This window comes from Fibrobacter sp. (assembly GCA_024399065.1).
Classification (GTDB): Bacteria; Fibrobacterota; Fibrobacteria; order Fibrobacterales; family Fibrobacteraceae; genus Fibrobacter.
On record JAKSIB010000001.1, the window covers coordinates 44,110 to 58,077 of the forward strand.

The 13,968-nt window shown below is 47.9% G+C and carries 10 protein-coding genes; 9 read left to right on the forward strand and 1 reads right to left on the reverse strand.

Features of this window, described 5'->3' with window-relative positions; genetic code table 11:
- Nucleotides 1–14: 14 nt before the first annotated feature.
- Genes lepB through MJZ25_00185 form a run of 4 tightly spaced genes read left to right on the forward strand, consistent with a single transcriptional unit; the run spans nucleotide 15 to nucleotide 7,861 of the window.
- Nucleotides 15–1,400, forward strand: a complete 1,386-nt coding sequence (lepB, locus tag MJZ25_00170; protein ID MCQ2122581.1) for a signal peptidase I — start codon at nucleotides 15–17, stop codon at nucleotides 1,398–1,400.
- 7 nt (nucleotides 1,401–1,407) lie between these two features.
- Nucleotides 1,408–3,174, forward strand: a complete 1,767-nt coding sequence (locus MJZ25_00175; protein ID MCQ2122582.1) for an Ig-like domain-containing protein — start codon at nucleotides 1,408–1,410, stop codon at nucleotides 3,172–3,174.
- 17 nt (nucleotides 3,175–3,191) lie between these two features.
- Nucleotides 3,192–5,924 carry a 3'-5' exoribonuclease gene (locus MJZ25_00180; GenBank protein MCQ2122583.1) on the forward strand — a complete coding sequence of 911 codons (2,733 nt, stop codon included), beginning with the start codon at nucleotides 3,192–3,194 and terminating at the stop codon, nucleotides 5,922–5,924.
- 53 nt (nucleotides 5,925–5,977) lie between these two features.
- A complete protein-coding gene (locus tag MJZ25_00185) occupies nucleotides 5,978–7,861 on the forward strand; it encodes a hypothetical protein (protein ID MCQ2122584.1) in 1,884 nt (627 codons plus the stop codon).
- Nucleotides 7,862–7,906: 45 nt separating this feature from the next.
- Here MJZ25_00185 and MJZ25_00190 read toward each other — a convergent pair whose 3' ends face one another.
- Entirely contained in the window at nucleotides 7,907–8,392 is a 486-nt protein-coding gene (locus MJZ25_00190) for a hypothetical protein (GenBank protein ID MCQ2122585.1), read from the reverse strand.
- Between the two features lie 143 nt (nucleotides 8,393–8,535).
- Here MJZ25_00190 and MJZ25_00195 point away from each other — a divergent pair, with 143 nt between their 5' ends.
- The 5 genes from MJZ25_00195 (at nucleotide 8,536) to MJZ25_00215 (ending at nucleotide 13,949) form a co-directional block, all read left to right on the forward strand.
- Entirely contained in the window at nucleotides 8,536–9,555 is a 1,020-nt protein-coding gene (locus MJZ25_00195) for a GDSL-type esterase/lipase family protein (protein ID MCQ2122586.1), read from the forward strand.
- A gap of 61 nt (nucleotides 9,556–9,616) precedes the next feature.
- Complete coding sequence (locus tag MJZ25_00200; GenBank protein MCQ2122587.1) at nucleotides 9,617–10,945, forward strand: GGDEF domain-containing protein; 1,329 nt, start codon at nucleotides 9,617–9,619, stop codon at nucleotides 10,943–10,945.
- Nucleotides 10,946–10,949: 4 nt separating this feature from the next.
- Complete coding sequence (locus MJZ25_00205; protein MCQ2122588.1) at nucleotides 10,950–11,366, forward strand: hypothetical protein; 417 nt, start codon at nucleotides 10,950–10,952, stop codon at nucleotides 11,364–11,366.
- 46 nt (nucleotides 11,367–11,412) lie between these two features.
- A complete protein-coding gene (locus MJZ25_00210; GenBank protein ID MCQ2122589.1) occupies nucleotides 11,413–12,249 on the forward strand; it encodes a TIGR02147 family protein in 837 nt (278 codons plus the stop codon).
- Nucleotides 12,246–13,949 carry a hypothetical protein gene (locus tag MJZ25_00215; protein ID MCQ2122590.1) on the forward strand — a complete coding sequence of 568 codons (1,704 nt, stop codon included), beginning with the start codon at nucleotides 12,246–12,248 and terminating at the stop codon, nucleotides 13,947–13,949. Before MJZ25_00210 ends, MJZ25_00215 begins: the two co-directional genes overlap by 4 nt.
- Nucleotides 13,950–13,968: the final 19 nt, after the last annotated feature.

Below are 13,968 nucleotides of genomic sequence, written 5' to 3' on the forward strand. Positions count from 1 at the left end.
TGTACGGAGTAGAGATGGATTCTGAAAAGAAAAAATCAACGAAGAGTTTTTTGAAAGGATTGTTCAGCGGAATTGTTGTCCCGATTGTCTTGTGCATTGTTGTGATCCAGTATGTATTCCAGGCTTTCCAGATTCCTAGTGGCTCTATGGAAGACTCCTTGAAGACAGGCGATTTCCTGCTTGGTCTCAAGTTTACGTATGGCTCTCCCGTTCCCTTTAGCAATAAGAAGTTCCCGAGCATCATTGACCCGAAGCCTGGTGATGTGGTGATTTTCCGTTATCCTGGTGATCCGGAATATCCCGATGGAAGTCCGGAACGTTACACCCATCTTTTCAATGCATTGATGTTCGGCAATTTCTACTGGGACCACAATCCTGAAGATGGTCAGCCTCATTTGGTTCATTATGCTGATGGTCCCAAGGATTATATCAAGCGTTGCGTTGGTGTTAGTGGTGATACTCTTGCTGTGCATCGCGGCCGCCTTTACGTGAACGGAGTTCGCCAGGATACCTTGCCTAGTCATGGCAAATGGACTTCTTTGAGCAGAACTTTGTCTCCGCGAGATGAACGCGAGACTTTTGTTGTTCCTTCTGTGGGTGATACCATTTATGTGGATTCCGTATCTCTGGAACAGCTTTGGTGGCTACGTTCCATTGTCGCTCAGGAAAATCCGGATGAATCTGTTGAACTGGATCTTTCTCTCTGGAAGGATGGGGTTGAAATCAACAACTATGATTTCGAAAACTTCAAGATGCCGGTGGAAAATGACCGTGGCCTTGCCATGAACGAACTGTTCCGTCGCAATCGTCAGGTGATTCAGCATCGCCTGGTTCAGGGTGATACGATTTCTGGCGCAATGTCCTTTAACTACTATAGAGAACTTGCCCGTATGGCTTACTTGCCTATGATTGACCCCCATGCAAAGGGTGGCATGATTCGCAATGTGAGCTACATTGGTTTTGAAGGTTCCATGCTTCAGGACTTGGAAGGTAACGTGGCCATGTTGAACCGCGAAGAAAGTGCCGCTGTCGAAGCCGCTGCAGAATCTGCTGTTGTTGACAGCACTGCTGACAGTGTTGTTGCCGAAGTTCCTGCTGCACCTCAACAGGCTTCAAAGTTCGAAATTCGTCGTAAGCTTTCTCTTGGTGGAAAGCCCATGGATTTCTACGTAGTAAAGACTCCGCAGTATTTCATGATGGGTGACAACCGAGACAATTCTGCTGATAGCCGCTATTGGGGTTTTGTGTCCCAGCGTAATATCAAGGCTCAGGCTTTCGTTATTTACTTCTCATTTGAAAATGAAGATGGTGCGTTCTCTCTGGGTAATCCGTTTACCTGGTGGCGCCTCCCCTTTAGAATTCGCTGGTCTCGTATTGGCAAGGTGATTCCGCTGATCTAGTATGAGAGTGAAGTCGTTTATAAGCGCTTTTGTTGCGGGCCTGCTTTTGGTGGCCTGTGCGACCCAGGTGGCGCCCTCTGGAGGTCCGGAGGACAAGTTGCCCCCTCGTGTCGCGGCTGTGTATCCGGCTCCCAATACGACGAATCATCCCAACGAACTTTTGGTGAAGTTGGAATTTGATGAATGGATTAATGCTGCTATTCCTAGAAGCGCTGTTTCCATTTCTCCTCCCATTGAAAAGAAATTGCGTTTTGAAGTGAGCGGAAAATCCCTGGTGCTGACTTCCCGTGCGGAACTGGATACGGGTACCACATATACGGTGACTTTTGCCGGGGGCATTAAGGACCTTCGCGGAAATACTTTGTCGAAGCCGTTCCAGGTGGTGTTCTCTACGGGTGCGGTAATTGATTCCTTGACTTTGTCGGGTCGCGTTCTTGTAAATGAGACCATGATCAACAAGAAACAGTTCCCCAGTGTAGGTCTTTTCCTGATGGGGCCGGAACGCGAGTCCCGCAAGTATCTGGCTAAGTATCGTGACTCCGTTACGAAGACCTTGGACCTGATGCCTATGCTGCTGAAGGAACCTCCGCTGTACGTGACTCGTGCAGACAGCGCAGGTAACTTTACCCTGACGGGTTTGAAGGCTGGCTCATATCGTGTTGTTGCCTTTGTCGATGGCAACGGAAACCAGAAAATTGAATTGTCCACGGAACAGGTTGGCATTTGGACCCAGGATCTGGTGCTGACGGAACAGAGTACCGATACCATGTGGATTCCCATTGCTGATATGGATACGACGCATCTGGAACTGGAATCTGTGTCGCAGCCTTTCGCCAACGTGTTGGAAGCGAGCTTTACTCGTAACGTTTACTTTGATTCTGCTTTCGCCGACACTAATAACTGTCACTTGGTTTCTCCGGAAAAGGAAGACATTTATCCAAATCTTGTCTACATAAGCCCGACTTCCAGCAAACCGCAGTTCTACTTTAAGGACGCTCCCAAAAGCGAAGTTCTGTACAAGTTCATTTGCGCCGCAGGTAAGGATTCCTTGTTCCGTACATTGGATACCACCCGTAACGAAATTGACTGGGAATGGAAAAAGATGGAAGGGGATACGCTTCCGGCAAAGGCTACCTCTGCAAAAGCTGTTTCCAAGTCAAACGTGATTTTCCCGGAAGATACCATTTTGATTTTGTTCAACAAGCCGAAAACGGATTCATTGGAAAATACGTTCTACATCGCAATGAACAAGGATACCACTGAGGTGCAGGTTTCCCAGCAGGATCCGGTTCGCTTTGCCATCGAGAAAAAATCTCCGTGGACCATGGACGCATCCTTTACTGTATTGATGGGGTATAAGGATACGACTCTTGCGGCTGCCGATAGCAATGGTGTCCGTGATACCGTGGTGGAACTGAAGTACAAATCCCTGAGTAAGTTTGAAACTGTGGCGAAACTGAAGCTTGCAACTTTAAGCGGTCAGATTCCTGGTGCGCAGGCAGGTGCAATTGTACGTCTGCGTTCTGCAACCAACAATGCATATTTTGTTGAAACATGCGATCTTGGCGGATCTTTCAAGTTCAATAGACTTATGGAAGGAAACTACTTTATGGACTACTTCTATCCCGAAAGCGGAAAGACTATTCCTAATGGTGGTTCTGTAAATCCGTTCCGTTATGGTTCCGCATGGCGAGCTATTAATGATACGTTGAAATTGGGAAATGGCGACAACAAGCTTGATCAATTGGTTCCTACGATTCCGGCGTTGAATTAAATTTTTTAAAGGATATAATGATGTGTAAGATTCCCTCTTTTGTGGCTATTGACTTAGAAACCACAGGCCTTGATTTTGAAAAGGATGAAATAATCGAGGTTGCCTTGGTCCGTTTTGAAGACGGAGTCCCTGGGGAATCTGTGGACTATTTGGTAAAGCCCGTTTCTGCACAGCTTCGTCCCTTTATTGAAAACTTGACTGGCATTTATAAGAGTGACTTGGGAAGTGCGGAACCTTTCTCTGCCGTGGCGGGAAAGATTTTTTCCTTTATCGGAGACTTGCCTATTGTTGCCCACAATGCAAATTTTGATTCCAAGTTCCTGAAGCAGACTTTTGCAAAGGTCGGTGTCAGTTTTGAAAACCACCCGGTCTGGGATTCTCTGACGGTTTCCAGGATTGCCTACCAGAACATTCCTAACCATCGTTTGGATACCTTGGTGCAGGAATTGAATATCCCCCGCAGTCGTGCCCATCGCGCTTTGCCTGATGCTGATGCTTGTGGCCGTCTTTTTGTGATGTGTCTGGAAAAAATCCAGAATGAAGATCCTTGGTTGTTGAAGGCTTTGTCCAAGGTCGCAGTGGGATCTGATTGGTCCATGGTTTGGCCGTCCAATGAAGATTCCTCTGACTTGCCGGAATATAAGTTGCCGGTGGTTCCTCTGGAAGACGTTCCTGAAAAGAGCAAGACTCCCCGTGTTTCTGAATTCTTCAAGGAAGATGGCCTGCTTGCCAAGAAAATTGAGAATTTCAAATACCGCCATAATCAGCAAGATTTTGCTTCTGTTGTGGAACGCAACATGCATAAGGGTGGCCTCTGTGTTCTGGAAGCTCCTACAGGTTCCGGAAAATCCTTGGCCTACTTGGTGTCTGCCGCAAACAAGGCGGTGTCCGGCGAACGTGTCGTTATTAGCACCGCTACCAGGGCCTTGCAGGAACAGTTGTGGAATCACGATATTCCCATGATTGCGGATTTGTACCAGGGCAAGTTGAAGCCGGCCATTTTGAAAGGCCGTGAAAATTATCTGTGCTTGCGTAAGTTCGAAGAAATTCTGAATGCCCCGGCAAACTTACTGTTGCCTGAAGAACGTGATTCCTTCATGGCCATTATCCCGTGGGTATTTGCAACAACCTCTGGCGACGTCAATGAAAGTTCTTCGTTCAGCCAGGGCCGCAATCGCGTGCTTTGGTCTAAAATGGCCAGCTCCGCAAAATCCTGCCTTGGCGAAAAGTGCCCTCATTACGGTAAGTGCCCCGCCTTGGCCGCAAAGCGCCGCGCCATGAATTCCAATATGCTGTTGGTGAACCACTCTCTGTTCTTTGCTGACATGTCTTTGGAATTTGCCTTGCTTCCGTTGTACGAACATATTGTGTTTGATGAAGCTCATCGCTTGCCGGAAATCAGTAATCAGTCCTTGGGCCGAGTGATATCCTTCTTCAGTTTGCGCAACACCATCAAGACGATGGTTCCGTCCCGTAGTAAGCAGGACGGCTTGATTGCGGAATTATCTGCCTTGGTTCCTGTTGAAAATACTGAGGTTCTGGAAGCTTGTGCTAACCTGACTGAAGCTTTGTCTGAATTGGAAAAATCCTTGCACCGTTTCTTTATGAAAATTGGGAAGAAACTAGCAAAGCAGAAAAATTCCAAGAATGGATTTACTTATACGGCAGGTGTGATGGCTGAATATGATGCTGATCCTAACGGATTCCTGGATCAGTATGCTGTATCTCAAAAGGCTGCCGATGTACTGACTGCAAAGTTGTCTGCAGACAAGATGAGTGAATCTGTACTTGGTGCTTTGAGTAATTTGAATGGACGAATGACGGAAATTTCCAGATTCGTTTCAGACTTTGAGTTCCTTACCAAGGCTAGCCGTGAAGACTGGGTGTTCTTTATGGAGGAACCTTTCAATCCTCATACCATCAAGTTGCACGCCTGCCCGTTGAACTCCAGTGACGTTCTTAAGGCAAAGTTTTATCCGTGGATCAAGTCTGCTACCTTTACGTCTGCAACCCTTGCGGTGCAGGGTGACTTGACGTACTATGTTCAGAAGATGGGCTTGGATACTTTGGATGAAAAGAAGAAACCCTTTGTGCGTGTTTATACGGAATCCGCAAGTAAGGATGAACGCCTCTCTGTGATGGTGACGAAGCATTTGCCGAAACCCTCTACTCCGGAGTATAACGATGCCGTGAATGCGACTTTGTGCGAGATCCTTCCGGACGTTGCTGAAAATACCATGGTGTTGTTTACCAGCATTACGGCTATGATGAAGGCTCAGGCTGCGCTGGCTCCGGTTTTTGCTCAGAAGAACAAACTGCTTTTATGCCAGCATGTGGATGGTGCGTTGGATGGCCTTGTGGCTATGTTCCGTCGTGAACGTGGTGCTTGCCTCCTCGGCTGCCAGACTCTTTGGGAAGGTGTCGACTTCCCGGGGGATGCTCTGAAGCTTCTTGTGATTCCGAAACTTCCGTTCCCCAATCCCGTGGATCCGCTGGTGGCGGGTATTACTTCCAAGATGAAGAACGAAGGCAAGAATTCCTTTAAGGATTACTTTGTTCCGGAAGCCTATATGGAATTGCGCCAGGGCTTGGGCCGTCTGCTTCGTTCGGAAGAAGATTCTGGCAAGGTTCTGATTTTGGATAATCGCGTTGTTACCGAGCATTACGGTAAGACGTTCTCCAGAATTTGGAATATGAAGCAGAATGTTGCAAATTCTACTACGGACATTGTTGAGTTTCTTAAAGCTTAACTTGAGCCCTGGACGTTTTTTTACTACATTTGGCACCCTATTCAGGGTGCTACATGGTTAATTTAAATACGTTTTTTGATGGAATGTCTAAGCCTTTGCTGCGCGCTGCGCATGTGAGGGCTTTTGGACCTAAAGGCCTGCTTAATAACGCATTGATTCAATCGGAAGTCCTTTCTTATTACTCTGATAAGAAACGTGTGGTTGAACTTTTTTCCAAGATGGAATCCTGGCAGCGTCGTTGCCTCAACTTGATTTATCATAGCGGTTCTCGTGGCCTTGCTTTCAACGAACTTCGTTTGACAATTCCCGTAAGCAAGAATCGCGAATTGCAGTCTTTCTTGTTGAACATGTGCCGCGACTATGTTCTGTGGCGTGGTGCCTCTGCAAATAACGCAGTGTATTTTGGTTTTGCCGATTTCATGGGCTGTTTTGATATTCCTGTTGAAGTCGAAGTGCAGAATAACTCTGGCTATAGTGCCTACCAGAATCTTTTGGACTGGCACATTAGTCTTGTGCTCTCCTACGCCATGCGAAAGGAATTGAAAGTCAATTCCAATGGCACCATTCATCGTCGTAGCTACCAGATTTGTGCAGACTCCTTTGCAACAGCAAAGCAGATTTCTGAACGCGCTGCAGAAAATGAACTTTCTCTGATTTTCAATTTCCTTGTTGTGAACGGTTGGCTGGAACTGGAAGATTCTTATCTGGTTCCTTCTGAAAAGTCGCTGGAATATATCCGCAAGAATGGATTCCGCTTGCATCAGGATGTTGTGTCCTGGTGGCTCAAGGAACGTTTCCGTGGTGACCGTGCCCATTGCGCACAGCTGTTGAGTGAACTTGCTCAGCCGAAGTCTGTAATAGATGCATCCTACTTGTTGTGGGTTCTTGACCCGACGGCACGTCTGCAGGAAAAGAACAGGGATGTAGCGTGGGATTACTTGCCTCGTCCTCTTCGTGAACTTTGGCTGCTTGGCCTTGTGAATTTCCAGATGGTCCATGGCAAGGTTTCTGCAGTCGCTCTTTCCCAGTCTGGTTCAGATTGGATTTCCAAGGCTATTGCGACGATTCCCGAACAGAATATTTCATGCTTGCCCAACTTTGAGTTGATCGCTTCTACGGGAACCTCTCCCCGAGTGCTGTTTACCTTGGCATGCCTTGCCAAGGTTGAAAACGACGAACTGTACCTTCGCTTTACTCTTGATAAGGAATCGTATGTTCGTGGTTTGAAGTGCGGCTTGCCTGAGGTTGAAATCGAAAACTTTAAGTCTTGGATTAAGCCTCCTGAAAACGTGGCTTCCACCATCAATGAATGGAATGCTTCCTATTACGGAGCAAAAGTCCAGACGGTTCGCCTGCTCAAGATTGAGGACGTGAAGATTCTTTCGGATCTTTCCCATTTCCCTCAGTTCCTGGAATTTACCGAGGAGTATATTCCCAACTACGGTTTTATCTTGAAGCCGGAATGCGAAACCCGCGCCTTTGAAATTTTGGAAAGCTTCGGTTTCTGTCCGTACGTGGAACGTAATATTGCGGACCGTTTGGCCGCTCCTTCCGAAGAATGGCGCAAGGACTTTGTTGCTGCATGGCCCGAGTCAAAGTCTACGGACTATGAACTTAAGGACGAAGCCGACGAAAATACTTTGCAGACCGCCTTGAATTCTACAAAGTACGGCAGTAACTACCAGAAGCTCAGCACCTTTGACCTGGTGAAGGTTCTTCGCTATGCAAAGACTGTGGGAACTCTCGTGGGTGCCAAGGTCAAGGATCCGAACAAGCGCGGAGCAAAGGAAACGGAAATCGTCTTTCATGTTCTGGCGCTGAAGTTGGCGAAGTCTCCCCAGACCATTGAAATTCAGGTTCGTGGCAAGGATGAAAAAGAAAGTCTTGACTTGAATTTCATTCAGGAAGTCAAGGTTGTCGGCAACGCCGAATCGTAAAGGCCTTTACAGTAAAAGCAGGTGGTGAAACCTGCTTTTATTTTTTTATTCGAAGGTTTGGGCGTGGGCGGCGATATCCACCATTTCGTCTACGGTGAATTCGTCGTAGTAGGCTTCCATGTTGCGATCGTCATCGCCGAAATTCATCTGGTACCAGAAAGTAGGCAAGTCTTTACGGGCGCGTTCTCCCATGTAAATGGGGTTGGCTAATGTTCCGCCAAGGTTTATGCGCCGTCCGTCGTTTCCGTGGCACGGCCTGCAATTCTGCAGGAATAATTTTTCGCCGCGTTCAAGGTCGTATTTCTTGAACTTGCCATCCTTGTCTAATAGTTTGTATATAAGGAGGGCCATGCGGGCGTCTTCCTTTGTCAGGGTGTCGCCTTCGGAACCGGGTGCGGGAGCGACTAACTTAGGAGGATTTTCAACAACGTTTTGTGCCGCAGGATCTTCTGCGAAGGAGGAAACACCCAGTAGCAATCCATATGCTGCCAGTGGTATTACTCCAAATAAATGAAAACCCTTAAAAGCCATGTTTATAATGTAGAAAGTCTTTTGTAAAATACAAGTTAACGCAAAGCTTTTCTATTATTCCAAGTATGAAAGGGACAGGGATTTTTCATTCGGTATTGATGGCTTGCGCCGTCTTTTCTTCATTTTCTTTTGGAGCAGGTCCAATGGGTGTTCATACAGAACAGTTTTCCTTTAATGGTCGTTGGGAACATACGGATTCCTATAGTCGAACAAGTGCCCCGGCGGCAATGATTCAGTTCAACGCTGTTGCCAGTGATCTTGAATTTGATATTGAAGGCCAGGCTCGTTGGCGAGTAGATCAGGATGGAAAACAGATTGCAGTCTTTGTGACGGACTCTCGCTCTGTTCAGAAGGTGAAGGCTGCTGGTGATGGGGAATCTCATCGCTATCGCTTGATCAAGGTCAGCGAAAGCAATCCGGGTGGTGCCAAGGTTTATGGCATCTCCTTGGACGCCAAGGGAAAGTTCATGGATCCGCCCAAGTCTTCTAACCGCCGTATCGAATTTATTGGAGACTCCTTCACCGTGGGCTATGGCGTAGAAGGCCAGGTTGGTGATCCCGATGATCACGTATTCATTGCTACCAACGCTTCCAAGAGTTATGCCTTCCTGCTGGCTGATAGCTACAAGGCAGATTTCCAGGTGAACGCCTTCAGCGGCCGTGGAGTGGTCCGCAACTATGACAACATAGTTCCGGAATGGCTGGTGCCTCGTTTGTACCAGTACACTGTTCCCGGTGAGGCTACTTCCGACTTGGGCCAGGGGGCAGATTCCACCAAGCTCATGTGGAACTTCAATGATTTCCACCCGCAGGTTATCGTGGTGTTCCTGGGCATCAATGACTTCCAGGGCAATGCCCCCTATGGCGACAAGGCTGCCTTCAAGAAGGCTTACGCGGAGCTTCTCCAGAAATTACGTGACGCTCATCCTGGAGTCAAGTTCCTTTTGGTCTCTACCAAGATTTGGCCCAACGACGACTTGACCCCTACCGTAAAGGCCGTTTTTGACGCAGAGAAGGCCTCTGGCCACAATGATTTGGACTTTGTGGAGGTAAGAACGGAAAATACGGCCCTCCATGGTCACCCCTGCGAACGTTCCCAGGTTGATTTGGCTAACACTTTGAGGCCAATTATCGGTCGTTTGGGCCGTTGGATGTCCCGCTAAGAGGTTGTTTCTAGGCTTAATTTTATATATTAAACCAAAAGTATTTACTGGTTGTTGACCTATGTCGAAGATTTTAGAGAAACTTTACGCCTTGTTCAGGATGAATATCTTGATCTTTGTGCTCTTGGCTGTTACAGTCATAGCCCTTTTCGCGTACCAGAATGGCCTGGATAATATCGAACCGCTTTACCTGTCCGATTATCCCTATGTCATTGCAGAAACGGACTCCGCTGATGGTGGAGCCTCTGCAGTCCAGTTGGCCCGCACGGACTCTTCCATTATCGTAGACTATGAACTGCGTGAAGGTTATGCCTATCCGTATGTGGGCGTCAAGATCTTCCTTGGCGACGGCAAGACCCGCGGTAGGGATCTTTCCAAGTATGACAGCATCTTCGTGTGGGTGAAGCCTCGTGGTGAAGGTACTGTGCGTCTTTACATGCGCAGCTATGATAGCACCATCTATCGCCAGGGTGACGAATCTTCCCTCAAGTTCAATGAAATTGAATTCTTCCCCTTGGAAGAAACCTATCCGGCAGTGTTCGTTCCCAAGGAATTCCGCGTTGCCGGTTGGTGGGTTGCCCAGAACGAAATTAACGTGCATAAGGCCCATGTGGACTTGAGCAACGTTCCCCTGATTGAAATTCAGACTGGTACCAATGCTCCGTTGGGCTACGGCACCTTGGAAATCAAGGGTTTCTGCTTCAAGGGCAAGAAGATTGCCAAGGAAAAGCTGGTCACTTCCCTTGTGGCCATGTGGTTTGTCACCTTCCTTATCATCTTGATTATCCGCTTCTTTGATTACAGCCGTGAACGTGCTGCCAACAAGAAGAAGCGTGAAGAGTTGGAAAAGAACTTGCTGGCTCTCGAAATCGAAAAGAGCGAATACGAGAAGTCCAGTAAGGAAGACCCGCTTACTGGTTGCTTGAACCGCGCTGGCTTTAGCAGCATCCTCATGCGCGAACAGGAAAACCTGAGCAAGAACGGTAGCCCGGTTTCCTTCGTGATTTTGGATATCGACCATTTCAAGCAGATCAACGATTCCTATGGTCACAACGTGGGTGACGAAGTTCTGGTGAACTTGACCAAGCTTATTCAGGGCAAGATCCGTAATACCGACGCCCTGGTACGTTGGGGTGGTGAAGAATTCGTGATCCTGTGTGGCGATACGCCGATCCAGAATGCTCAGTTCCTTGCTGAAAAGCTTCGCATGGCAATTGAAAACGGCGAACTTATCAAGCAGCAGAAGGTAACCTGCTCCTTCGGTATTGCCGAAATGATTGCTGGTGAAGATCCCAAGCGCCTCTTCGAACGTGCCGACAAGGCCCTCTACTCCTCCAAGGAAAATGGCCGTAACCGCGTCACGAGCGCTACTTTCAAGCGGACTCATTAGTCTTATGAATCAAGGGGATCGCTTAAACGTGAACCTTTGGAGCTTAATGTCGGCAGCCTTGCTGGTTGTCGGCATTTGCTGTATATCGGGGTGCGCCAAAAAGGAACTGGAAGTGGAGTATCGTCCGCTGCAAATTCATTGGACCGCCGCCCCTGGTCAGGACGAGAACGCTATGACCGACAAAGACTTATGTGTGATAAAAATCACCAGCCGTCTGATGTCAGAGAAGCCCGTTCAGTCCTCTCCCATTGAGGATCTGTCCTACAACGTGGTTTTTGGACAAAAAGCCGAAAACGCTGAAATCCTTGAATTTAAAGGGGTTTGCGAGGATTTGTCCCTTGCGAAACTGCCTGAATGTAACTGGTCTGCGACCTGTGATGGACAGGGAAATGTTGTTGTAAAGTTCAACAACGGAGATTAGCCTTAAACGCTGTGTTTACAATAAGTTACGACTTATTTTTGAAGGTATGAAGCAGATTTTTGAATATACCGATTACCGTGAATGGCTTAGAGACGCATTTGATGACTTTAAACAGAGAAAGTCTATTATTTCTTGGCGTTACATGGCTATGAAAATCGGTGCGGATCCTGGTAACCTGTTGAGAATGTCCCAGGGCAAGATCCACCTGTCCACTAATTTTATCAAGCCCACTGCAGAATTTTTTGAACTTGGCGAAAAGGAAACCGCCTACTGGACCGAAATGGTTCTTTTTGGACGTTCCAAGACCGATGCCGACGCTTTGCAGCACTACGAAAAGATGCAGTCCCTCAAGGGCGTTTCCTTGAAGTACCTGGCCAAGAAGGAACTGGAATTCTATCGTCACTGGTACTACAATGCTATCCGCTCCATTATCGGTATTTGCAAGTTCAAGGACGACTACCAGGGTCTTGCAGAAAGCTGCACTCCTCAGATTACCGTGGAGGAGGCCAAGGCTGCTGTTGAATTGCTGCATGAGCTCAACATGATCTCTACCGACCGTGAAGGCTTCTGGAAGGTGAATGACACCTTCGTAAGTACCGGTGGAAACTGGCGCTCTGCAGCGGTCCGTCAGTTCCAGAAGGATACCATCGCTCTCGCCGGCGAGTCCCTGGAACGTCATGCACCCTTCCTTCGCGACATTAGCACAGTCACCATGACGTTTAATATGGATGATATCCAGCTAATTCGTGAAAAGATTGAAGAATTCCGTTCGGATTTACTACGTTTATCCCAGGAAGGTTCCGGTGACAACACCGTATTCCAGTTAAACGTCCAGCTTTTCCCGTTGGCATTCACTAAACCGCTTCAGGAGAAAAAGAAATGATGAAAAAACATTTTCTTTTGCCTATGGTCTTAGGCTTGGCTGGAGCGTTCTGGGCTTGCGGTCCTACCGAATCTGCGGGTGGTCCGGGAAGCATTACTACCAACGGTATTGCCATGGCCGATGGCCAGGTGGCTCCTTTTGCCAGGGTTGCAGTTCGTGCTGTGGACCATATGGCTGACGATGCCTCCGTTGAAAATTCCATTATTGTTGCAGACACTGTTGCCGACAGTGCTGGCCACTTCTACCTGAATGTGAAGGAAGATGGCGATTACCGCTTGACCATCCTTCATAAGGGTTACGCCTATTCCAAGGTCATGTCCCTTGAAAAGGACCCCTCTGTAGAAACCAGTGACCTCGGTTCCCTGAACCTGGTTTCCACTGCTGTGATGATGGGTGAAGTCGATATTCCGGAAGGATCCAACAATGTCTGGGTGGGTATCCTTGGTACAGATATTCTTGTGCCTACCGACGCTAACGGCGTGTTCGTGATTCCCTACGTACCGGCAAACGATTCTCTCCAACTGTACTTCAAGTCCGAGGACTACGACAAGGTCCTGGATGAAAAGAGCGTCTTCTTTGAACCGTCTGAATCTGTATACGAAGATTACAGAACCCAGGTGGAAATTCCTAAGGATACCACGGATTCTTCTGGCAAGAAGATCGTCGTTCTGCAGGCTGACGGTTCTGCGGCCTCCAATGCAAAGGTGGCTCTCCGCAAGGTCGACGCCATGGTTGAAAAGTTCGCTTTGCAGAACAACCTGGTCCTTGCCGATGTAGTTACTGATGATGAAGGTGCATTCACAATGGAGTGGCCGGAGTCTGGAGACTATCGCCTTACCGTATCTCTCGGAAGTGGCACCTTCTCTGAAGTCTACGATGCAGAAGACTTGACGGAAATTGACACTCTCAAGCTGTCCTCCTCCGCTACCATTTCTAGCAAGGTAACACTTGATAGTGGTGAAGACTATGCCTGGGTTGGAGTCTATGGATTCGATGTGTTGGTGAAGACCAGTGACCTTGGCGCCTATGTGTTGCCCACGCTTCCTGCCAACGATTCCCTGACCTTGTACTTCGTTCATGCAAAGGATAGTGTGCCTTTTGTTGAACAGGCTGTAAAGACCCCGAAGGAAGGCAAGAGCTACTTGAATCCGGCAAAGTTGCTGTACGATTTCGAACAAGATAACGAACTGTGGTACATGGATGTGGATACCTTGTACAAGGGCACTACTTTCAAGTTTGGAACCGGCGTTCAGCAAAACGATAAGAATCATAAGCTTGCAGACCATCTTGAATCGGATGAAGATCGTGGCAACAACGTGTTCCATGCTTACTATGAACTGGCTGACAATCCTTATGCTTGGGCTCTGCTGGGCGGTAAGTTGGAAGTAGTTAAGAACTTCGCTGCAATCGACTCCATCGAATTCTACGCTAAGGGAAATGGTGAAGTCCGTTTGGCTCTTGAAAACTGGGAATCCTATTCCAAGGGCGTGAAGGCGGCTTCTGGTTGGAAGAAGGTCGGCAGTGACTGGGGTCGAATTGTGGTAAAACCCTCCGAACTTTGCGTGACCAGTGCTGAAAAGTGGTCTTGCTCCGATGCCTGGGACAGCGTCAAGGATCAGGTGAAGCAGATTCATTTCTTCTTTGCTGCCGGTAATGAAATCTTCATTGACGACGTGAAAATCTACGGCGCCCTGTTCTAATCGAAAATCCCGTTTTTAG

Bases quoted from the DNA above. Each gene is read 5' to 3' on its own strand.
- MJZ25_00205 (MCQ2122588.1), top strand. From the start codon at position 10,950: ATGAATCAAGGGGATCGCTTAAACGTGAACCTTTGGAGCTTAATGTCG.
- MJZ25_00200 (MCQ2122587.1), top strand. From the start codon at position 9,617: ATGTCGAAGATTTTAGAGAAACTTTACGCCTTGTTCAGGATGAATATC.
- MJZ25_00195 (MCQ2122586.1), top strand. From the start codon at position 8,536: ATGGGTGTTCATACAGAACAGTTTTCCTTTAATGGTCGTTGGGAACAT.
- lepB (MCQ2122581.1), top strand. From the start codon at position 15: ATGGATTCTGAAAAGAAAAAATCAACGAAGAGTTTTTTGAAAGGATTG.
- MJZ25_00190 (MCQ2122585.1), bottom strand. From the start codon at position 8,392: ATGGCTTTTAAGGGTTTTCATTTATTTGGAGTAATACCACTGGCAGCA.
- MJZ25_00210 (MCQ2122589.1), top strand. From the start codon at position 11,413: ATGAAGCAGATTTTTGAATATACCGATTACCGTGAATGGCTTAGAGAC.
- MJZ25_00180 (MCQ2122583.1), top strand. From the start codon at position 3,192: ATGATGTGTAAGATTCCCTCTTTTGTGGCTATTGACTTAGAAACCACA.
- MJZ25_00215 (MCQ2122590.1), top strand. From the start codon at position 12,246: ATGATGAAAAAACATTTTCTTTTGCCTATGGTCTTAGGCTTGGCTGGA.
- MJZ25_00185 (MCQ2122584.1), top strand. From the start codon at position 5,978: ATGGTTAATTTAAATACGTTTTTTGATGGAATGTCTAAGCCTTTGCTG.